This is a genomic window from Paenibacillus sp. FSL H8-0537, assembly GCF_038051995.1.
GTDB lineage: Bacteria > Bacillota > Bacilli > Paenibacillales > Paenibacillaceae > Pristimantibacillus.
In genome coordinates this window covers 453,818-474,844 of sequence record NZ_CP150290.1, presented here as the reverse complement: position 1 = coordinate 474,844, position 21,027 = coordinate 453,818, and the positions used below count along the sequence as shown (strand labels likewise).

The window sequence follows — 21,027 nt, the reverse complement described above, 5'->3', positions numbered from 1 at the left end:
GGATTTGGAAAGATGCTCTAAAAGTGACTACTTCAAGAAATAAGCCGCTGAAATAAAGTCCTGTTCTTATTAAGCATTTCCCTTCATTTTTTCAATATTTGTATTTAACTGAACTAATATTTTTCTTAGCACGGTAAGTTCTGTATCACTAATATCCGTTAATAGTTCCTTCGCAAAATGCTCTTTCTCCCTTTGTGAAGTCTCGATTAACCCTCTTCCGTAATCAGTCAATTTAACCAATATCATACGGTTGTCCCCATCTTTTTTTCTTCTTGCTACGATCTCGTTTTCTTCAAGCTGTTTGAGATGCCTAGCGACAGCTGCCTTATCAAGGGTTACTTTTTTTTGCAAGTCACTTTGACTGATTTCGATCTCTTGATATATTAATGCGAGTATTTCAAAGCGAGATTGGCTGATGCTGATGTAAGCATCGAATGTAGTATTTATGGCGTTGTTTACACGGTACATTTGGTATAACAACGTGGCCTCCTGTGACCAATCTTTAAAAAGCCGCTATAATAGCGACTTTCAATGGGACTATGTTCTTGTCCTATGACAATTGAGGACGTATTAACTCATTTATTTGGGGAGCCATTCAAGCCGTTTGTCATATTCCGTAGTTCATTAGAAAGGCTACCACAGTGCTATCTTTTGTTCAAAAGCGTACTCGACCAACAAGACCGGCACCATGAGCTGCATGAAGTCGCCAATATAAGCGCCTATTGGGTCAGCAAGGGGCTCTCCGTTCAGAAACGCTTCATTTCCCCAGCTGCGCACGACCAAAGTCGTATCATCCCGGGTGAAGATCGCCTCGCTCTTCTGCTCGTTCCACTCAAGAGCGGCTCCGATCCGCTCGGCCATTTCCTGTGCGGGTATCCTCGTTGCATTGTAGGCTTCCACATCCGCTGCGGATGCGATAGCATTTAAGGCATCACCTGGAATCTCAAATACAGCGAAGCCGCCTATCTCCGGAAGCGGAAAACGGAAAACAAGGCTCCCCAGCACAAGTGACGCGGATTCCCGAAAAGCCGCCACAGCTTGATACATATGATCCATATCGTTTGCTTCCATCGCCCTTTCCAGAGTAACTGCTAAATCGTAGGGCAGTTTTGTCGTCCCGTAATGCGGCACTTCCCCGCGCATCGACGCAAAATCATATTCACTGACCTTACAGCAGGAAAAATCGATACTCGCGTGGCGGGCGTACTGCGGCTGTATGGGCTGCAGTAGTGTCTTCGCTTCTTTCATCGCCTGTATTTTCCATAAAGTGGCCGCATAATCGTCCGTTAATCCGAGCTCCCGTTCCTCACTATGGTAGATATAAAACTGGAGCGATGAATCGGATTTTGGGTGTACAGTCGCTACTAGCGGTTCTATGTTGTCCCATAAATAACGAACGTTCACAATCGTCATGTCTTCGGCATAGGTCTCCGCCAAATAATGCTCTGCCCGCTGCTCGAATCGAAACTTTTGGTAAAAACCGTAATTAAACTCCACGAACAACAAAATAGGTATGAGAATCGCAGCAACGATCCCCAACACCACGATTTTTCCGGCATATGGTTTCATGGAAATGCTCCTTTTGCTTTGCTTATTCGAAATTAGTTATTAGAAAGTACAATAAATAGACGTGTGCATTCCATTCTTTGTTGCCATATGTGGGTATGACCTAAGCAATCTACGAATAGCTTCAGGCAAGCCAGTCAATAATTTAAACTGACCATTCAAAAAACTAACCACTATAAAGAAAAAGCAAGATACAGCTTGAAACTTTAAGAAAAACAGAAAAAATCATTTCAATACATCCCAACTTCGATTACAATATTAACTGTCTTCATATTATCGAACTGGGGTGTTTGATATGGATAAATACAAGTTCAGTCCTGCACATAATAATATGATTGTTGATGCCATTGTTGAAGGTTATCGTGACTATGTTGATCATCGCAAAGACAGAAAATCAAAAATGAAAATCAGCTCTGCTTTTTCTTGGACTAAGGGTAACTTTATTGAGAGCAAACTCGCTGAAGAGTGCATCGCTCATGGATTTACATACAAGAAAGCAAAGGCTGGATTAACATGGGACTACCTCCAATTCGTTAATGGAGAGTCCAAAACTCTTTTTCTTATTAAAAATGCCGCTTATTTCAATGAAGATTGCTTTTCACAAGCTACACTTCCAGATGAGAGCGAAAGTAACGGGTCTCTTCGTACCTATCTTCATGAGCTTTCAAAAATAAATAATAATTTGGTATTTTCCGCCACAGAAAAATCGTCAAAAAGAGGGGTACGAACCGAGAGAGTCGAACAACTCTCCTTATTTATGTTAGAAAGTGCAGTCAAACCTGATCTGGATTATTTCAAATCTTCTTACAATGAGTTTCACATACTCACATATGCTATTGATGAAGCGTATCAAATTTCCGAGATCTTACACTATTTACCCAATCCAAATGATAACATTGCATACCTTGTCGAGGATCTGTCCGATTTCATCTCAGGAGCTACATTATCTGATGAGGACCGAGAAGTAGTCGCACCTGAATCAAATGATGAACGTATAGACCCTGCAGCATTTGATATCGGTATAATTGAAAAAGATAAAAAACAAGATATATAAAATGGCATGATGTTAATTTAACTAGGAGGCAGCAAGCATGTTTATTGGTAAGAACCTAACCAATTTACGAATCATGCACGGATATTCGCGTAAAGAGCTCTCCGAAAAGTTAGGCGTAACAGAACAAGCAGTCTGGCAATACGAGAATGCTTATACATCACCTAAAATGCAAATCGTAAATGAGTTAAAACGGATTTTTCAAGTGAAAAGTAAATATTTTTATACAAAAGACATGCTTGAAAAGAATATCACTTCAGCCAATATCAACTTAACGAATATAGCCTATCGCTCAAAAGTGCTGAATGTCATCTCAAAAACGCAAGCAGAGGCTAAGCATGTTGAATTTTTGAATGTATTTGTCAACTATCTTACAACTAAAATTAGTTATCCTACCCTTAAAATGATTAAATTACGTGATGAAGTTATAGCGTATTTAAATCATACAGAGGACGATAGATCTGCTCAAATCAACCATGTTGCTCTTTTAGCACGACAAAGACTTGAGCTATCAAAAACGAATAATGATGATCTTATGTTCTTAATTGAAAAAAGCGGTGTTTTCGTGTTTGAAAAGGCTATTGGTGAAGAAATTGATGCCTATAGCCTTTGGACTCTGGATGATCGGCCATATATTATTTTAGGCAATATGAAGCGTTCGGCTGTTCGCAGGAACTTTGATATCGCTCATGAATTAGGTCATTTATTACTTCATTATCGCATGGAGTTTACGAACCTAGAACGAAAAGAACACAAACTTATTGAGAATGAAGCAAATATGTTTGCTGGGGCTTTGTTATTACCTGAAGACGAATTCACCACCGATATGCAGGACGTGTCCCATCTTACCAATCCAGATAATTATTTAGATTTAAAAAAGAAATGGAAAACTTCGTTGCAGGTACTCGGGTATAGAGCAGCTAATCTTGGAATCATTCAGTCAAAGGATCATCGTAACTTCTATGCGGCCATGCATCGGAAAGGTTATTTGGAGTTTGAACCCCTTGATAACGTAATTCCCATTCAGAAACCAATGAAAATTAAAACCATCATTGATTTTGTTTCAAAAAAAGGAGTTATCGACATTGGTCAAATGATTGAGAATGATTGGAAAGCCGAAATTTCCTTCTTCCATCAGCTCACAGGAATTGATTCAAGTTTTTTCAACAAATATATGACTCGAAGCTTGGACTTTGAACTTCGTGATATCTCTGAAATATCTATGTATAAGTGATTTGATTAATGTTTCGTTGCATGCACAGAAGGCCGTCGAAGTACTCGCGGCCTAGTGTTGGCAATTCAACTATCGTTCCCCGATAACGTTAGTAAGTCATCGAGACTTTACTCTCGGACGTCTTCACGGAGCGCTAACTAAATATTTCGTTCCTCATGTTCAAAGGGTTCTTCACAAGAGTAAATCTCATGGAAAAATCCCTTATGCGGGATATCGTCTTCCAAACATTTTATGAGATACGACAGTTCCTCATCACATTTCGGCTCCTCACCGTTGTTTCGCATCACCTCGAATGCATCAATAATATTTTCCATGAGCGTAACTTTAATAAATAAGGGCAAATTATCCAGCATCGAATTTTCGATCTTGGTCTCGGATCTGTATCCAGCGAGGACTTTCTCAAAATAATCATTCATAAACTTTTTACGTTTATCGGCGTCTGGTTCAAATTTTATCCAGCCCAAACCGTGTGTCCAGAGATCTGCCAGGTCATACATATACCAACAATAGCAAGAATTATCGAAATCATATACGGTTATTTGCCCGTTATCAAAATCTATTGAATAATTCCCATCGTTGTAATCAAAATGGATCATACCGAAAGTATCCTGGTTCCTATCCAATTCTTTTAATGTCATAAGGAGCTCAACTAGTCTTTCCTTTAGCAGAGATAGGGAGCCGGGTATCCATTTTTCAATATATTCAACATTGTATTTGTCAAAAAAACTATACCGCTGATGGGTAGGCACATACCCTTTCGATATTTGGTGCAGTTTCCCCAAGACCTTACCGCAATTATAATAATATTCGGTAATTGGAGCCCCTTCTCGGTACCGATAATTATTTTCTACAAGCATTTTCCCCTTAGCCTTTTCAAACAGGCAAACAAAAAAGGTATGGTTATTGTGGCTGATCTCCTCCAGCAGATTCCCCTTCCGGGAGCTGATTACATTCGAGACACTGCCTCCATGCTCAAATAAATACCGAATATATTCCGTTTCCCCTAGGATATCTTCCCGGCTCCTATCGGGTAAGAAAGCGATTCTGAGTATTTTTGATGGGCTCCCTTCTTTCTCACAGTTATATACGACATTCCGCCCTCCGTCATGTGCTGGAATCAGCCTAATTTCATAGCCTTCTAATCCGAACAACTCTGTTACTGTTGGAATCAAATAGGTATTTCCGATTGAAACAGTCTCGTTATAATTCATTTTATCTCCTTTCACACAAACCTCTATTTTTTGTTGCTATATAATAAAATCTACCATAATAGTTGCAAGCTCAATGGACTTTTTTGATCATTTTAAGTGTTCCTCACTCTGATGGGCGTAAACCATTCCATTTGACAAAACTGCCCATCGTAAGCACCCGTGTCAATTTTCTCTAAGAAAAATTCGCTGTCCAGAAGCTCATATTTCCCATTGTGCTCCTGTGCAAGCCTATCGATGGCTTTATATAGCGCCTCTGCGCGTAGTTCATCAATCTCCTCATAATGATGGTTCCCGATATATCGAAAGCCGACGCACAAGGAGGCAGGTACGGTGTCGCCTGTAAAGCCGTCCGGAATATCGCTCAGATTCTTTACGCGCATAGACGGTATATAATATGTCCAACTAAGCGATGGGTCAGGTGTTCTCGTTAGACCGTAATAAATATCGGATTCAACAGGATTAGGCACTTTATGCCGCTTGCTCCACCAAAACTGCTTGGCAGCTTCGGGTGCCTTTGTCGGGGCTTCGGCGATTTCGATTCGATACTTTTGCCCGATTAAATGGAAGGCTGGAATCATGACCATTTCCGGCCCGTACACCAAATTTCCGCCAACATTGTTTTTTGGAAACAGATGAAGAGGAGGTGTTACGTGGATGTTCTTGCCGGAATGCCTGCATTCGCCGGGCGTAAGCCCATACTCTCGTTTAAACGCGCGTATGAAGGTTTGCTCATGTTCATAACCGCATTCAATTGCAATGTCGAGAACCCGTTTCTCGGTTAGCATCAAATTCTCCAAGCTGACGGCGAGCTTTCGAGAGCGGATATAGCTTTGTAGCGGCACGCCGAAAGCGAACTTGAAGAGCCGACGCAAATGAACAACGGAGATCGGGAGATCAGCCAAATAGTCTGTCTCCCTAGTACCAGAAACATCTTTTTCTATTCGTGCTAAAAGTTCAGATAGAACCTTGTATGGCTCCATAATTCATGCCACACTCCTAGAATATTTTTGTTCCTTACAATAAGCATGATAGCTCCCTAAGTGAATATTAAATCTCTCCCCAATATAACTCTGTCTCATATATAAAAGTTACTTTCCCGTTTTTCTCATATCGATTAAATAGCTTTTTTAATTCTTCCTTCATACGTCCGTAGTTAGGATGTTCAGGCATAGGAGTATAGGAGGAAGACATTATTCTTCCACTTAAACCCTCAAAATCAAATAATTGTTGCATTTTAAAAACGGACTTCTCCATCGTATTTTCTTTAAAAAATAATTGCAATTCATCTTCCGAAATGTTTTTGTGATTCACTTCAGAGTAATCAATCCCATAGTTAAGCAATAAATGTTCTATCCCTTCTAAAAAAGGGGTTCCTTTTGTTTGACGTGTATTCCAAACTAAAATAACCTTACCACGGTCTTTTAGAATTCGTGTAAATTCCATTTTTGCAACCGTACGATCGAACCAGTGGAACGCTTGTGCACAAACGATAAAGTCTACGGAATTTTCACATAAATATGTTGATTCTGCTGAACCTGCCACAGCACGAAAGTTGGATTCATGTCCAAGTATTTGTATACAAGCTTTTCGCATTTCCTGATTTGGTTCTACTGCGATAACATGAGTACCTCTTTCAACTAGTAATTCAGATAACTTTCCTGTCCCTGCCCCAATATCAGCCACGGTCGAATTCTCATCAAGTTTGACAATATTATATAAATAATCTATTGCGTCACTAGGATAGGTTGGACGATATTTAACATAATCTTTCACTCGATTCGAAAATGATTGCTTTATGTCCATCACTATGCTCCTCCTGTAGTTGGATAACATTAACTAAATCTGAGTCTATTCTTATAAGACGACAAAAGTTCACCTGTTGTTTCATACTCCTGCTTAAACAAAACTTCCAGTTCGTTTAATCCATATTGCACCAAAATCACAGCTGTCCTATTACCGAAAATGAACAGTTGGATACCCAGCCCCCAACTTCAGTTGCCCAAGCAGTAAATATAATGAACTAGAGCGTGTATGCAAACGCAAGCGAGCTGGATTCCGATAAAAACCAGCGTTAAAACGTCTTCCCTCTACTGCCGGGAATGGTACAACCTATAAATATAAAAAAGTGAACCTACGTACCAGAAGCCTGCTTCATGCTCTTCGTTTCTGAGGCTTGCTCCCTGCACAAAGACATATAGACAGACTTGGTGGACACAGAAGCCGCTATTTTAATCGAATCATGGGCTACGGCAGCGGCTGCGGACTCAGGGGCCGCTAATGCGCTCCTCATCGTCATTTTGAGAGGATTATGAAGGCAATAGCGAATCTCCTGTCTGCTTACGGCTCGAAAGGGAATCAAAAGCCAGAATAACGGAAACTCAGTCCGCCAAAAAAAGGAATCCGCTTCCAAATCCGCGTATTTTCAGCCACAGTATTCTCTACAACTGGAGTCTAAGCCACAGTGCTCACTGCCACAGTGCTCACTGCAACTGTGCTCTCAGCATCAATTATATGCTGCGGTTCCTTAAGCCTTAAATGGTCCGAGGAGATTTGCCTCGAATAATCACTAAACAAGGAGCAGCAGAAGGGCTCCCGTTTGCATACACATCCTAGAGCAAAAGAAAAAGGCCGGAGGATCACCCCCGGCCTTAAGGAAAAAGCTTATTTGCTTGAATGAATAGCGATGTTACTTGATAATAACGTACTCCAGGTTCACCAATTTAGCATAAGTCACGATTTGGTCTGTCGTCAGGTTCAAGGAAACGACCGTATGATGGCCGCCGCCATTCTCAATCCAAGCTTTGACGCCATCCTGGAAGTTCGGCTTCACCTTCCACAGCACACGAGCTACAGGGAGCTTAGGAGCTGGAACTGTTGGCTCGAATGCGGAAACCTCGTTAATCAACAGCTTGTAATGTGTGCCGAAATCAGCCATGGAAACAACGACACCTTCACCAGCTTTGCCATCGAAAATGAGACGCGCTGGATCTTCGCGATCGCCAATACCCAATGGGGAAACGATGATGGTTGGCTTGTTGCTGGCCAAAGTCGGGTCTACCTCAAGCATATGAGATTGCAGGATAGCTTCTTGGCCAGCTGCCATCTCGTATGTGTAATCCTCCATAAAGCCTGTATTTTGGTTGTGGCTCATCACTTTCAGCAAGCGATCAAGCGCGGCCGTCTTCCAGTCGCCCTCGCCGGCAAAGCCGTAGCCTTGTGCCATCAGTCGTTGGACAGCCAGACCCGGAAGCTGCTTCATGCCATGCAAATCCTCGAAGTTCGTAGTGAAGGCATTGTAGCCCTTCTCTTCAAAGAAGCGTTTCATGGCGATTTCATAGCTCGCTTGCACTCTTACGCTAGCTTCCCAAGACTCTTTGCTGCTCGTGCCATAATCAAATGTATATAGCTCCGCATACAGTCCCATCAGATCGTCGATTTCTTGCTCCGTAACGGCATTCACGTATTGTACGAGGTCGCCGATGCCGTAATAATCCACCGTCCAGCCGAACTGAATTTGGGCTTCTACTTTATCTCCATCCGTTACGGCTACGTTGCGCATATTGTCGCCAAAACGAGCCACCTTGATGTTAAAGCTTTCGTTATAGGCAACAGCTACATCCATCCAGTCGGCAATTTGCTGATGCACCTCAGGACGTTCCCAGTAGCCTACGACGATTTTATTTTGCTTCTTCAGACGGGCATTGATAAAGCCGTATTCGCGGTCTCCATGAGCAGCCTGATTGAGGTTCATGAAGTCCATATCGATTGTGGACCAAGGAATGCTTTCGTTGTATTGCGTTGCCAGGTGAAGCAGCGGCTTTTGCAGCAATTTCGTTCCGCGAATCCACATTTTTGCAGGCGAGAACGTATGCATCCACGTAATGACGCCCGCCACTTCATCGCGATAGTTAACTTCTTTCATCATGCTTGTGATTTTATCGGCGCTGATAGCCAGGTCCTGCAATACAAGCGGGTAAGGCAGCACACCACTTGCATTCAATGCATCCGTCATTCTCTGTGCGTCTGCTTTTACTTCGGCCAATGCTTCTTCCCCATACAGGTTTTGAGAACCTACGACAAACCAAAACTGTTTAGCTAATGTTACTGTCATTACAATCATCCTCTTTTCTAAATTTAATAGTGGATAAAATGATTACTTCTGCCCGTAGTAGGCGTCTTTCCCATGCTTACGCAAATAGTGCTTGTCCAAAATGCCTTGCGGCAGCTCTTTCGCGAAATGATTCAATTGCCGCGCATACAAATTCATTTTGCAAACTTCCTCCAGCACGACGCTGTTCACAACTGCCGATTTCGCATCCTTGCCCCAAGTAAACGGTGCATGACCATGGAGCAGGACGGCCGGAATGGCCATGACATCCAGCCCACGCTGCTCAAACGTTTCGATGATGACACGTCCCGTTTCAGCCTCGTAGCCCCGGTCAATCTCCCCTTGATTCAGGAAACGTGCACAAGGAACAGCTCCATAAAAGGTGTCCGCATGCGTCGTTCCCATTACCGGCACATCAAGTCCTGCTTGTGCCCAGATCGTTGCCCAAGTGGAGTGAGTGTGTACGATACCTCCGATCTCTGGGTAATGCTTATACAGGACGGCATGAGTTGCGGTATCGGAGGAAGGTCTTAGATTTCCCTCAACTACATTGCCATCGAGATCGACAACGACCATATCGCTCGCTTTCATCTTGTCATAACTGACTCCGCTCGGTTTGATGACGAACAGACCGCTTTCCCGATCCATTGCGCTCACATTGCCCCATGTAAATTTTACGAGTCCATGCTTCGGCAATTCTAGATTCGCCTCATATACCTCTTCTTTCAGCTGTTCTAACATCGTTAGTTCCTCCCGTTCTCCAGCAGATGGTCTACAGCAGCCTGCTCAATAGCCAGCCCACTGTTGTAGCGCTCCATAAATACTTCAAAACCCAACACATCAGATGGGTCCGGAGCAATCTCCTGCCCTTCAACATCTTTAAAGACCTTCTGCTCGAGGAAGTCGTCCAGGCTCTCCTGCTGATCCTTGTTGATCAAATAAGAAGCTAGAAGCGCCATTCCCCAAGCTCCGCCTTCACCGGCTGTAGACATGACCGAAATTGGAACGTTCAGCGCCGCTGCTACCATCTTTTGTCCGACGACAGGGGTTTTGAATAGACCGCCGTGAGCCAAAATGCTGTCAATGGCGACTTGCTCGTTTTCGGTCAAAATATCCATGCCCAGCCTAAGTGCTCCGAAAGCAGTGAACAGATGGGTACGCATGAAATTAGCCAAATTGAAGTTGCTCTCAGGCGAGCGAACGAATAGCGGACGACCTTTTTCAATTCCGGTAATATTTTCGCCTGAGTAATAACCGTAGCTGAGCAAACCGCCGCCATCCGGGTCGGCCTCCAAAGCCTTATTAAACATCACGCTGAACAATTTTTCGTTATCCGCTTCGTAGCCCATGGCCACAGAGAACTCACGGAACAATCCCATCCATGCGTTGATATCGCTGGAGCAGTTGTTGGCATGCACCATGCCGACCGGACTTCCGTCTGGCGTCGTAACCATATCGATTTCCGGATACACCTTGGACAATTCCTTCTCGAGTACAATCATCGCAAAAACGGAGGTTCCTACGGAGATGTTCCCCGTACGTTTTCTCACGCTATTGGTGGCAACCATGCCTGTCCCGGCATCACCTTCTGGAGGACAAAGCGCAATGCCTGGCTGCAGCTCCTGCGAGGGGTCCAAAATGCGGGCTCCCGCCTCGGTTAATTCACCAGCTTGCTCGCCTGAGCGGTGGACTTTAGGAAGAAGCTCCTCCAGTTTCCACGGATAGCCGCCCGCTGCGATCAGTTCATCGAATTGCTTGACCATCAAGGGATGGTAAGCATGGGTCGATTCGTCAATAGGGAAAATACCGGAAGCATCCCCGATGCCAATCACTTTATTGCCAGTTAGCAGCCAATGAATGTAACCGGCCAAAGTTGTCACAAAATCAATGCGAGGCACATGTTCCTCTTTGTTTAATATCGCTTGATACAAATGGGCGATGCTCCAGCGCTCTGGGATATTGAATTGGAATTTGTCCGTCAGCTCTCTTGCTGCCTGGCCGGTTGTTGCATTGCGCCAAGTCCGAAACGGCACAAGCAGCTCACCCGAGCTGTCGAACGCCATATAACCATGCATCATCGCGGAAAAACCGATCGAACCCACGGTCTTGAGGGTGACTTCGTATTTGCGCTGCACTTCTTGCTTCATTTCGCGATAGGCCGTTTGGAGGCCTGTAATGATATCCTCTTGGCTGTATGTCCAATATCCGTCTTTTAATTGATTTTCCCATTCATAGCTTCCTGACGCGATGGTCTCAAAACGATGATCGATCAATACCGCTTTGATCCGCGTAGATCCAAATTCGATACCTAGCGAGGTTTCTCCCTTAGCTATCGCTTCTTTCAACTCTACATGACTCATGATCACGCAAGTCCCCTCTCTGTTCAGTGAGTGTGAAATCTCAAATAACGGGTCTATATAGATTTGTATAATAGCTGCTTCAGATTAAACGATTCACTCCATGAGAGAAGCGTAACCATTCAATCAAAAGAAGGCGCTTTCCATTGCTGACAGCCTTAGTATATTTTTTGTACGTACATTTGTCAACACCAACTAATAGTTATACTAACAACGGTGCCATCACCTCTTAATCCCTAGAGTTGGCGCCCTCTTATTAGACGTTTCCCCATGTGAAAAATCTCCGTACAAGCATGGAATTACACCATTTATTTCGCGAAAAATGATACTGCATGTTCATTCGCTGCGAATCATGTTAGAATGTGTACGTACAACTTTCTGAACAACGATGAAAGAAGTGGATTGTGTGAAGCCAAAGTATCAGATCATCATTGATGATATAAAAAGCAATATCCTGTCGGGCACTTACAAAGCAGGAGAGCAAATTTCTACCGAGTCTGCTTTGCAGAGCAGCTATAATGTTAGCCGTCAGACGGTTCGAAAGGCTATTTTGGAGCTGTCCAACGAAGGGTTTCTAAGAAGCGAGAAGGGCTCTGGGACGTATGTCAGCAGTCAATACCGCTCCAGATCGGGCGGAAATGCCGCAAAAAAAACGATTGGCGTCATTACGACCTATATCTCGGATTACATCTTCCCCTCTATTATCCGTGGCATAGAAGGTCGATTAAATGAAGATAACTATTCGTTGCTGTTAGCCAGTACAAATAATGATATTATGCAGGAAAAGAAGGCGCTCGAGATGATGCTGTCCTATGGCGTGGACGGTCTTATTATTGAGCCAACCAAAAGCAATTTATACAACCCCAATATCGCTTACTATCTGTCCTTCAAGGAGCAAGAGGTTCCGTTCACCATGATTAACGCCTACTATGAAGAGCTGGAGGTCCCTTTCTTCTGTTTGGATGACGTGCAGTCCAGCTATCTCGCAACCCGGGAGCTGATTGCTAAAGGACATTCCCAAATTGGCATTATTGCGAAAATGGATGATCTACAAGGGAAATATCGCATGAAGGGATATATCAAGGCGCTTGGGGAAGCCAAATTACGGTTTCACCCCGAGCAGGTGCTTTCCTTCGATACGGCGACGAAGCCGGACCTCTCCACGGGCTTGGAGGAGTTCCTAAGCGACAATAGGGATGTTCTGACTGCGCTTGTTTGTTACAATGACGAGGTAGGTCTGGAAGTCGTACATGCCTGTAGAAAACTGGAAATATCTATTCCAGATGAACTATCCATCATTGGTCAAGACAATTCGTATATGGCCAAAAACGCAAATATCAAGCTAACGACTCTGACGCACCCCCAAGAACAAATGGGAAGAGACGCAGCGGACTGGGTCATTAAAAATATACAAGGAAAAAAAGACTTGCCCGTGAGCACCTACTACCAACCCGTGTTAGTTGAAGGCGAAACCGTAAAAGAGATTGAAGTGGAGTAATAAGGCAGCGGACTTTATTTTGAACCACAATTGCTTTTGCAGCATTTTTTCACTCGTTCATCTTCCGTTCACATTGCCGTCATCGCTAGGACATGTTCATCATATAAGCTTACATTAGCAGTCGGTTAAGGCAGCCTACTATCCAGATAACGACAGGAGAAGATACGATTATGAAAAAATGGCTTAGGGTTTTACTTAAAATATTAGCAGCAATTGTTATAGCAATCGTCGTTTTTATCGCCATTGTGTTTATAGTGAATAAGGTCAGCAGCAAATCTGAACTAGGAAAAATACAAGCCTATGGTCAGCTCGTACCCGTAGACGGGAAAAAGATGAATGTGCTGATTCAAGGGGACGGTAAAGAAACCATCGTGCTCTTGCCGGGTTATGGTACAGCAGCACCAGCGCTCGATTTCAAACCGCTAATTGACGAGCTTTCGCCTTATTACAAAGTAGTTGCGGTTGAACCTTTTGGTTATGGATTAAGTGATGGTACGGATAAAGAGCGTACGACAGAAAATATAGTAAATGAACTCCATGAAGCGCTGCAAGCCCTTAATATCGACCGCTACATTCTTATGGGCCACTCCATTGCAGGCATTTACGGAATCGAATATGCCAACAAATATACAAGTGAAGTGAGCGCATTTGCCGGCATTGATAGCAGTGTTCCAACACAACCCGGCATGGACGCTGCACTCCCTGTAACAACGTTTAAGCTTCTCAAACAATCTGGCTTTCTTCGATTGGTCATGAAAGTAAGCCCCGACCCCTATGAAGGACTGCCCTATGATGAGGCAACAAAAGAACAGCTGACCCTACTTTCTCTCAAGAACAGCAATAGTCCCACAATGCTAAGTGAAATGAAAAATATTTCTTCTAACTTTAAAGCAGCTGAGCATTTAACCTTCCCTAAAGAGCTTCCTATTATTTTCTTTATCCAAGCTCACAATGAAGGCATTCCAACCTGGGTACCGCTGCATGAAGAGCAAGTCAAAGATTCTGTGCATGGAAAAGTGATGACCTTTGAAGGCGGACATTATTTGCACCATACCAAATCCAAAGAGATTGCTGAAAACTTTAAGGCTTTTATGGAAGAAACAAGGTAAACCGGCCGAAAGCCGTCCCCTGACGGCTTAATCTCCATGCCATGGCAATGTATGCAAGCTTTCTTGCATATGACGCCATGGCATTTTTTTCACCACTTATTCATACTCCGTTCATATTGACGTCACGGGGAGGACATCCCCGTCATATAAGCTTTCCTTAGCGGCCCTTTAAGGCGGCTAAATATACCAATTAAGATAGGGGAAGATGCGAGTGAAACGAACTTCTATTGTCGCTGTCACCCTCGCGCTGACGATGCTGTCTCCAATGACTGCAATGGCTGCTGCGAATAGCAATAATCATGCTTTTGAGGCGACTAAGAAAATAGCTGCTGAGAAGGCCAAGCTGCTGACCGAAACTTACGGCATTACAAGCGTGCAATATGCGCTCATTGATGATGGAGAAATTACGATTTCAGGGCATGCAGGCAAAAATGATAGCGAGGATGCGATTCCACTTTCCTCAAATACGATATACGGCATCGGTTCTGCGAGCAAAATGTTTCTCACGGCGGCTGTTATGAAGCTTGTAGACGAGGGCAAGGTAGATTTGGATTTGCCCGTTGTGAGCTATATCCCTGACTTTAAAATGGCGGACAGTCGCTACACGCAGATTACTCCGCGCATGCTGCTGAATCATTCCTCCGGCTTCCTCGGAACTACGGGCAGCAATGCAACCTTATATGGGGATAATGATACTTATGCACATGATACTTTCCTTGAGCAATTGGCGATGCAAAGCTTAAAGGCAGATCCGGGAGCCTTTTCGGTCTATTGCAACGATGGTTTTACATTAGCTGAGATTCTAGTAGAGAGAGTTAGCGGCATGGGCTTTACAGCATTTATTCACAAATATATGACAGAGCCTCTAGACATGAACCATACGAAAACACCGCAGGATCACATCGATCAAGCGGCGCTGGCTGGAATCTATTCCCCTATATATGAGGGACAGCTTCCACAGGAGAATTATAATATGATTGCAACGGGAGGCATTTACTCCACAGCCGAAGACCTCGCTGCCTTTTCACAAATTTTCACGGGACAGGTCGAGGGCGTTCTTTCTGCTAAATCGGTAGAGGCTATGGCACAAGAGGAGTATAGAAGCGGCATGTGGCCGGAGGAAGCCGATCCCTCCTACCTCGCATACGGGTTAGGCTGGGATAGTGTCCGCTTGTTCCCCTTCAACGAGTACGGCATTAAGGCACTCTCGAAAGGTGGAGACACGATTTCGTATCATTCATCCTTAGTGGTGCTGCCTGAATACAATATGTCTGCCGCCGTTATTTCTTCAGGTGGCTCAAGCGCATTAGACCAATTAATCGCGAATGAACTGCTGCTTAGCGTCCTTCAGGAGAAGGGCGTGATTAAAGAGCGGAAATCGGAGAAATCTTATGGCGTGCCTATTAAGGCAGATATGCCGCAGGAAGTATCCCAGTATGCGGGTATTTATGGTGGCGGTTCGGGTAAGATTATGAAGGTAGAAATAAATCCCGGGGGCGAATTGTCTGTAGCCTCGGTTACGGCTCCGAACAATCCTGCCCAAACCTATACGTATACGGCTGATGGTTCGTTTGTAAACGATAAAGGTACAGAAAAGCTGAAATTCGTTGTTGAGAAAAATGGGCGTACCTATTTGTGGTCCCGCTTTTATCTATCAGTGCCAGGGCTCGGTCAAACGGCCATCTCCGAGTATAACGCTGAAAAGCTCGAAGAAAATCCATTATCCAAAGACGTAGCTGACGCATGGGCGCAGCGTGAAGGCCAAAAATATTATTTGGTGAGCGGGAAATATACATCCACAGTTTACCTCAATTCGACGCCTATCATACCTTTTCAGACTATTAAAGAGGTTCCAGGGTATGTGTTGGATAATAAAATTATTGGAGCAAACAAAGCCGTTAACCAGCTGCAACTCCCTGTCATGGATGGCCGTGACACGATGGAAATTAATTTCTTTCAGAAGAACGGAGTCGAATATTTTACGGCAGCAGGCAACGTCTACGCGAATGAGGAGCTTGTAAAACCACTCTATTCGGGTAAACAATCCCGGGTAACGATCCAAGCGGACGGCGAAGCCAAGTGGTATTCCGTTTCAGCGAAGGACAAAGGAAAGGTTATGACGGTTAAATTGCCTTCAAATGGCTCCTTTGCTGTATATAATCAAGCAGGTATTTGCATTAATCATACCGTGATCAGCGATAATAATCAGGTCATTTTGCCGGAGAACGGCAGCATTGTATTTGCAGGCGAGGCCGGCTCTACGTTTGATATTTCATTGAAAAAGTAAAATACGAGCTTGCCAAGCGGCTGTCTCTAAGGTCATGACTGACTTTAAGGACAGTCTTTTTTTAGCATATATACTTAAGCCCTAAGCTTTACTATTGACGGAGGCTTCGAAGCAGCAAAAAAGGTTTCACAAGATTAAATACTCTGGTAGATGATCACAATGATAAAGGGGAATTAAATTTATTCTTTTATGTGATAAGGAGCAGGGTGAACTAATTTGAGTAAAATTTCCAGCTATCAGTTATTTACGATCACTGTTTTATTTCAATTGGGGACAACGATTATATTCGGCTTTGCTGCTTCTACAGGCAGAGATGCATGGATTGTAACCTTAATTTCGGGAATCATTGGATTAGGTATTATCAGTATTTATATCGGTCTGATGAAGATGAATTCGGGCCTTTCCTTAGTAGAATGGTATCCTAAGCAATTCGGAAAATGGATCGGGACCCCGATTTCTTTGATGTATCCCTGTATATTTCTATTCGATGCAGGACGTATCGTTGGGGACCTGAGAGATTTAATTCCCACCACGCTTTTGCCCAATACACCCCCCTATATTATTACGATTGTTTTTATCTTTGTAGTTGTGTATGGCCTATATCTCGGCATTCAGAATATTGCAAGACTGGGGGAAGTATTAGTTCCGATTATCTTTATTCTATTTGTTATCGAGATTATTTTATTGATATTTTCTCAAATTCTTGATTTTAAGTATTTGAAGCCTATGTTGTGGGATGGGTGGCTACCTGTTATGAAAGCAGTGTTCCCCGAAGGAATAAGCCAAACCTACGGAGAAACGATCGCTCTGGCCATGTTGTGGCCGCTTGCTCATCGACAGGAGCGCATTTGGAAAGTGACCATTTATTCGACTTCGGTTGTTACCTTATTTTTTATCATTTCTGATTTGATGGCTATAGCTACTTTTGACGATGTTTTGTTCAAGCGAAATATTTATCCGCTATATTCTCTGACAGGGCTGGTCAATATAAGTGGGTTTATCACCAACATTAATGCTTTTGTGGTCGTTTATTTCATCAGTACAGCTTATATTAAATTGTTCATCAAGGTTTTTGCCGCTTTAACAGCTATACAAATTTTATTGCGCATGGAGAGCTACCGACCGCTTATTTGGCCTTCAGCCGTTATTGTCATGGTGTTGGGATTTATAGTGTCCACCAACATCACGGAACACATTTATATTCTTGCTATCGAAAGAACAACTCCGTTTGTTTGGGTTCCACTATTCTTAGTGTTTCCAAGCATCCTATTTATAGTGTCTTATATTCGAACACGAACAAACAAATCACAATGAATGTTTGTGAACTTAAGCATCAATCGAGTAATTCTTTTTGTTTCAATTGCACAGCCCCTCCTGTCAAACCAAACCGTTTAATTTGCAATTTGACCTTAACATCTACATCCAGACGTGGAAACTCTGTTATCCAGTCTTTCTGCAATCGTTTCCATTTCTTTGGATGATCACGGAATATCGTATCCCCAAAATTGAAAATATCCGTTTTAAACTTCGTTTGAGTTTTTTTGATTAGCTTATTTATTCGAGCCTCCTGCTCTTTTTCCAACGCTTGTTCGATAATGGAGATGTTGTCTGTTTTTAATAAATTAAATAATGTATTATTCTCACGAATGACCATAGATCCACTTAATTGAAGATGAATTGAAATTTTCTCTCCAAAAGTAGTGGTGATTTTAGTTTTCATTTTATTGATATCGGCAGTGATATAACCCTTCCCTTTGTCGATAAAGCTGGTGATGGATTGTTTTTGTGGTCTTCTTAATATCCAACGTGTATCTCCCGCCTCATCATTGTTAAGAAACCCTACAAGCTTTAAATTATTGTTTAACACTGCTGCGCCGGCATAACGAAATGTATTTCTTTTATTGTTCTCTCCTTTCTTATTTGATCTTTCGACCAAGGCTTCCATTGCAGGAATGATGGTTCCACCCATGGATTCACTGTTAACAGCCTTAAGGAGATTCATTAACGTGAGGTCAGGAACCTCGCTTTTAATCTGGTGCAGTTTATAATATTCTCTCTGGGTCTGGCTATCGTATGGCGTTGTGCTTCTCAGCAGGCTTTGTGCTGTTCCATTCTTTACAATAAGAATTTCTGTTCTTAAAGGTGTCTCTGGATTTCGGGTGGAGAGATCCATAATATTTTTAATCCCTTTTTTAGCCATCTTTTCCCCGAATATGATGCTCCGACGCTGCCCCCTACTCGTCTGTCTTGTAATTTTGGACTGCATGTTATCAAAGGCTTTGCTAATCGTATCCCCATTTGAAGATTCGGTAAAGAAGCTTTGCGTTTGTGGGTTGGCTCCCGTTTGCGCTGCTGTACTCAAGGCAAATTGACTGCTCAGAACATATACTCCATTTTCATCTAAATCTACGCCATTCCCCAACATTAAAGCCAGATCATTAAGCTCCTTATTGTCCCAACAGCCTGGCAGAAGAAGCAGCGATAAGCCTAAAAGCATAGTTTGTACTATTTTTCTCATATCGCAAATCCACCTTTAGTTTTCTGCTTTTGGCTTTTGGCCTATTGCTGTACGTCGTGACTTGGCGCCCTTTCCAGGTCGGAAAATCATTGCCCAGCGAGGCGCTCTCCACAATAAATCGGTAAAGCTTTTTTTTTGGAATGGAGCCAGTGGTGTAAAATAAGGTGTACCGTAGGAATCCAAGCTGACCAAATGAAGTAATATAGCAATCGTTCCCATAGCTATTCCATATAAGCCTAATGTACCGGCTAAAACCAATAATACAAACCGCAGCAGTCGCAGGGCATGACCCATGTTATACCGCGGTATAGTAAAAGAGGCAATGCCCGTACCTGCTACGACAATAACAATAGGGGCGGATACCACCCCTGCTTGTACAGCTGCCTGACCAATAACTAAAGCTCACACGATACTCACGGCGGAGCCTATTTGTTTTGGCAGTCTAATACCAGCCTCTCGCAAGCCCTCAAATACAACTTCCATAATGAACGTTTCCACCACAGTAGGAAACGGTGCGTTTTCTCTGGCTGTAGCAAACGTCAACAACAGACTGGTTGGAAGCATCTGAAAATGAAAATTAACAATGGCTACATATAGCGATGGGAGGAATAGCGAGCTGCTTAAAAACACAATTCTGATTAAACGTATAGCAGTGGAATAGACTGATCGGTTATAGTAATCTTCTGCACTTTGCAGCCCTGCCCAAAAGGTAAATGGAACAATTAATACAAATGGTGTTCCATCTGTAAAAATAGCTACTTTCCCTTCAAGTAAACTCGCGGCTACAACATCTGGTCTTTCTGTATTTTGTACAGTTGGAAAAGGAGAGAAGGGGTACATGTCGATAAATTCTTCAATGTAGGCCGATTCCAAAATGGAATCAACTTTGATGCCTTTAACTTTGTTGCGCAATTCTTGGACAATATGCTCATCAGCTATCCCTTCCAAATAAGAAATTGCGATCTTGGTCTGAGAAATTTGCCCTATGTTAACATACTCCATTTTCAATTGACTATTTTTTATTTTTCTCCGCAGCATACTCGTATTTACTTGAATGGCCTCGACAAATCCTTCTCTGGGTCCTCGCACAACTGGCTCTGATGAAGGCTCATCTATGCTGCGATGCTTTGGGCCAGGAATATCAACGCTTAACGCGAAATTAACGTGATCCAGCAAAATAACCACTTTTGGATTAAGAATGTCTTGGACAACATCTTCTATATAGTAAAGGCGCTTGATCTCAGCAGTATTGATTTCCGGTTTTGTGCTCATTTGTTCCGAGGGCGCTGCATCTCCTGCTTCCACGGACAAACCATGAAGGAGAATCGACTGCACGATCAATTGATCCATCATGCTAATATCGCCCAGTCCTTCTATGTATATCATTAACGCTTTGTTCGTTCCCTCTAAATGAACAGGACGAAAGATAACGTCTGAACAATAGTTGAACTTCTCTTTCAGTCTTTCTTCATTCTCATTGAGTCTGTCGCTGACGCTCTCGAATGGAATAGGTGGAGAAGTGAGGTCCTTCGATTCCGTTGACACTGCAGATCACCTTCTTAATTTTTAGATGAACTATTATTCGGCGGAGTTGATAATGGTCACTAATAATTATTCACAGATACCTCTCCGATTATGTGAACAAATACCATCAAATAAAACTACTTATATTTTTTTCATTATTTTGGTCATGGCCCTAGCCGATGTTCCCGTAAACGATTGGCTTCCATTGATTATGGGAGACGGCTATGACGCCTCTCCAACAACAAATCCGTTTGTTTTAGACATGAGAAGAACTTGGGATAAAATTCAAGCTGCCTTCTCATACTATATTTGAAAAAATGGAGGTGATTATGATGCCAAAAAATAGCGCTGATCCCAAATTGGACCGCTCAAATAATCGTGCAGATAAGAAAAACAATCAACAAAATGACGATCATTTAACGGAAGAAGCTCAGACGTTGACAAGCAATAAAGCTAACGATTACGTTCCGAGTTTAAATGGTATTTCAAAAAATGAAATTTAACTAGCAATGTAGCTGCTTGAACGTCGCAGCATGGCGAATTTTCCCCATAATCAGCAAAAAG

Annotated in this window: 16 protein-coding genes and 1 pseudogene; 7 read left to right on the top strand and 10 right to left on the bottom strand. The window is 43.0% G+C overall.

Annotated elements, in window-relative coordinates; genetic code table 11:
* Positions 1-69: 69 nt before the first annotated feature.
* Together MHB80_RS01980 and MHB80_RS01975 are read right to left on the bottom strand one after the other, a co-directional pair.
* A complete protein-coding gene (locus MHB80_RS01980; RefSeq protein ID WP_341282832.1) occupies positions 70-468 on the bottom strand; it encodes a MarR family transcriptional regulator in 399 nt (132 codons plus the stop codon).
* A gap of 165 nt (positions 469-633) precedes the next feature.
* Complete coding sequence (locus MHB80_RS01975) at positions 634-1,569, bottom strand: stalk domain-containing protein (RefSeq protein WP_341280592.1); 936 nt, start codon at positions 1,567-1,569, stop codon at positions 634-636.
* Positions 1,570-1,861: 292 nt separating this feature from the next.
* Here MHB80_RS01975 and MHB80_RS01970 point away from each other — a divergent pair, with 292 nt between their 5' ends.
* Both MHB80_RS01970 and MHB80_RS01965 read left to right on the top strand, forming a co-directional pair.
* A complete protein-coding gene (locus MHB80_RS01970) occupies positions 1,862-2,620 on the top strand; it encodes a hypothetical protein (protein ID WP_341280591.1) in 759 nt (252 codons plus the stop codon).
* Positions 2,621-2,657: 37 nt separating this feature from the next.
* On the top strand, positions 2,658-3,851 hold the full coding sequence (locus MHB80_RS01965) for an XRE family transcriptional regulator (protein WP_341280590.1): 1,194 nt from the start codon (positions 2,658-2,660) through the stop codon (positions 3,849-3,851).
* A gap of 137 nt (positions 3,852-3,988) precedes the next feature.
* Here MHB80_RS01965 and MHB80_RS01960 read toward each other — a convergent pair whose 3' ends face one another.
* The 6 genes from MHB80_RS01960 to MHB80_RS01935 all read right to left on the bottom strand — a co-directional run bounded on the left by MHB80_RS01960 (position 3,989) and on the right by MHB80_RS01935 (position 11,530).
* Positions 3,989-5,062, bottom strand: coding sequence for a phosphotransferase (locus MHB80_RS01960; protein WP_341280589.1), 1,074 nt, complete (start codon positions 5,060-5,062; stop codon positions 3,989-3,991).
* A 92-nt stretch (positions 5,063-5,154) separates the two neighbouring features.
* On the bottom strand, positions 5,155-6,042 hold the full coding sequence (locus MHB80_RS01955) for a helix-turn-helix domain-containing protein (protein WP_341280588.1): 888 nt from the start codon (positions 6,040-6,042) through the stop codon (positions 5,155-5,157).
* 67 nt (positions 6,043-6,109) lie between these two features.
* A complete protein-coding gene (locus tag MHB80_RS01950) occupies positions 6,110-6,865 on the bottom strand; it encodes a class I SAM-dependent methyltransferase (protein WP_341280587.1) in 756 nt (251 codons plus the stop codon).
* A gap of 883 nt (positions 6,866-7,748) precedes the next feature.
* Positions 7,749-9,173: an L-arabinose isomerase gene (gene araA / locus MHB80_RS01945; RefSeq protein ID WP_341280586.1), complete on the bottom strand. Its 1,425-nt coding sequence runs from the start codon at positions 9,171-9,173 to the stop codon at positions 7,749-7,751.
* Between the two features lie 42 nt (positions 9,174-9,215).
* The gene (locus tag MHB80_RS01940; RefSeq protein ID WP_341280585.1) at positions 9,216-9,911 is read right to left on the bottom strand and encodes an L-ribulose-5-phosphate 4-epimerase; all 696 of its coding nucleotides are present in this window, start codon (positions 9,909-9,911) and stop codon (positions 9,216-9,218) included.
* 2 nt (positions 9,912-9,913) lie between these two features.
* Positions 9,914-11,530: an FGGY-family carbohydrate kinase gene (locus MHB80_RS01935; RefSeq protein ID WP_341280584.1), complete on the bottom strand. Its 1,617-nt coding sequence runs from the start codon at positions 11,528-11,530 to the stop codon at positions 9,914-9,916.
* Positions 11,531-11,933: 403 nt separating this feature from the next.
* Here MHB80_RS01935 and MHB80_RS01930 point away from each other — a divergent pair, with 403 nt between their 5' ends.
* From MHB80_RS01930 to MHB80_RS01915, 4 genes are all read left to right on the top strand, one after another.
* Positions 11,934-13,025, top strand: coding sequence for a GntR family transcriptional regulator (locus tag MHB80_RS01930; RefSeq protein WP_341280583.1), 1,092 nt, complete (start codon positions 11,934-11,936; stop codon positions 13,023-13,025).
* Positions 13,026-13,195: 170 nt separating this feature from the next.
* Positions 13,196-14,134 (top strand): alpha/beta hydrolase, encoded by a 939-nt coding sequence (locus MHB80_RS01925; protein WP_341280582.1) that lies wholly within the window; start codon positions 13,196-13,198, stop codon positions 14,132-14,134.
* A 205-nt stretch (positions 14,135-14,339) separates the two neighbouring features.
* Positions 14,340-16,421 carry a serine hydrolase domain-containing protein gene (locus MHB80_RS01920; RefSeq protein ID WP_341280581.1) on the top strand — a complete coding sequence of 694 codons (2,082 nt, stop codon included), beginning with the start codon at positions 14,340-14,342 and terminating at the stop codon, positions 16,419-16,421.
* A 216-nt stretch (positions 16,422-16,637) separates the two neighbouring features.
* Positions 16,638-17,735 carry an endospore germination permease gene (locus tag MHB80_RS01915; RefSeq protein ID WP_341280580.1) on the top strand — a complete coding sequence of 366 codons (1,098 nt, stop codon included), beginning with the start codon at positions 16,638-16,640 and terminating at the stop codon, positions 17,733-17,735.
* A 19-nt stretch (positions 17,736-17,754) separates the two neighbouring features.
* On the opposite strand, the gene MHB80_RS01910 is transcribed toward MHB80_RS01915, so the two are convergent.
* The gene (locus MHB80_RS01910) at positions 17,755-18,939 is read right to left on the bottom strand and encodes a Ger(x)C family spore germination protein (protein WP_341280579.1); all 1,185 of its coding nucleotides are present in this window, start codon (positions 18,937-18,939) and stop codon (positions 17,755-17,757) included.
* A gap of 15 nt (positions 18,940-18,954) precedes the next feature.
* Positions 18,955-20,484 (bottom strand): annotated as a pseudogene (locus tag MHB80_RS01905) (spore germination protein).
* 308 nt (positions 20,485-20,792) lie between these two features.
* Here MHB80_RS01905 and MHB80_RS01900 point away from each other — a divergent pair.
* Positions 20,793-20,966 carry a hypothetical protein gene (locus MHB80_RS01900; RefSeq protein WP_341280578.1) on the top strand — a complete coding sequence of 58 codons (174 nt, stop codon included), beginning with the start codon at positions 20,793-20,795 and terminating at the stop codon, positions 20,964-20,966.
* The last annotated feature ends 61 nt before the right edge of the window (positions 20,967-21,027 follow it).

Coding starts and splice junctions, on each gene's coding strand:
- MHB80_RS01980 (WP_341282832.1), bottom strand. CDS start 468: ATGTACCGTGTAAACAACGCCATAAATACTACATTCGATGCTTACATC.
- MHB80_RS01975 (WP_341280592.1), bottom strand. CDS start 1,569: ATGAAACCATATGCCGGAAAAATCGTGGTGTTGGGGATCGTTGCTGCG.
- MHB80_RS01970 (WP_341280591.1), top strand. CDS start 1,862: ATGGATAAATACAAGTTCAGTCCTGCACATAATAATATGATTGTTGAT.
- MHB80_RS01965 (WP_341280590.1), top strand. CDS start 2,658: ATGTTTATTGGTAAGAACCTAACCAATTTACGAATCATGCACGGATAT.
- MHB80_RS01960 (WP_341280589.1), bottom strand. CDS start 5,062: ATGAATTATAACGAGACTGTTTCAATCGGAAATACCTATTTGATTCCA.
- MHB80_RS01955 (WP_341280588.1), bottom strand. CDS start 6,042: ATGGAGCCATACAAGGTTCTATCTGAACTTTTAGCACGAATAGAAAAA.
- MHB80_RS01950 (WP_341280587.1), bottom strand. CDS start 6,865: ATGGACATAAAGCAATCATTTTCGAATCGAGTGAAAGATTATGTTAAA.
- araA (WP_341280586.1), bottom strand. CDS start 9,173: ATGACAGTAACATTAGCTAAACAGTTTTGGTTTGTCGTAGGTTCTCAA.
- MHB80_RS01940 (WP_341280585.1), bottom strand. CDS start 9,911: ATGTTAGAACAGCTGAAAGAAGAGGTATATGAGGCGAATCTAGAATTG.
- MHB80_RS01935 (WP_341280584.1), bottom strand. CDS start 11,530: ATGAGTCATGTAGAGTTGAAAGAAGCGATAGCTAAGGGAGAAACCTCG.
- MHB80_RS01925 (WP_341280582.1), top strand. CDS start 13,196: ATGAAAAAATGGCTTAGGGTTTTACTTAAAATATTAGCAGCAATTGTT.
- MHB80_RS01920 (WP_341280581.1), top strand. CDS start 14,340: ATGCGAGTGAAACGAACTTCTATTGTCGCTGTCACCCTCGCGCTGACG.
- MHB80_RS01910 (WP_341280579.1), bottom strand. CDS start 18,939: ATGAGAAAAATAGTACAAACTATGCTTTTAGGCTTATCGCTGCTTCTT.
- MHB80_RS01900 (WP_341280578.1), top strand. CDS start 20,793: ATGATGCCAAAAAATAGCGCTGATCCCAAATTGGACCGCTCAAATAAT.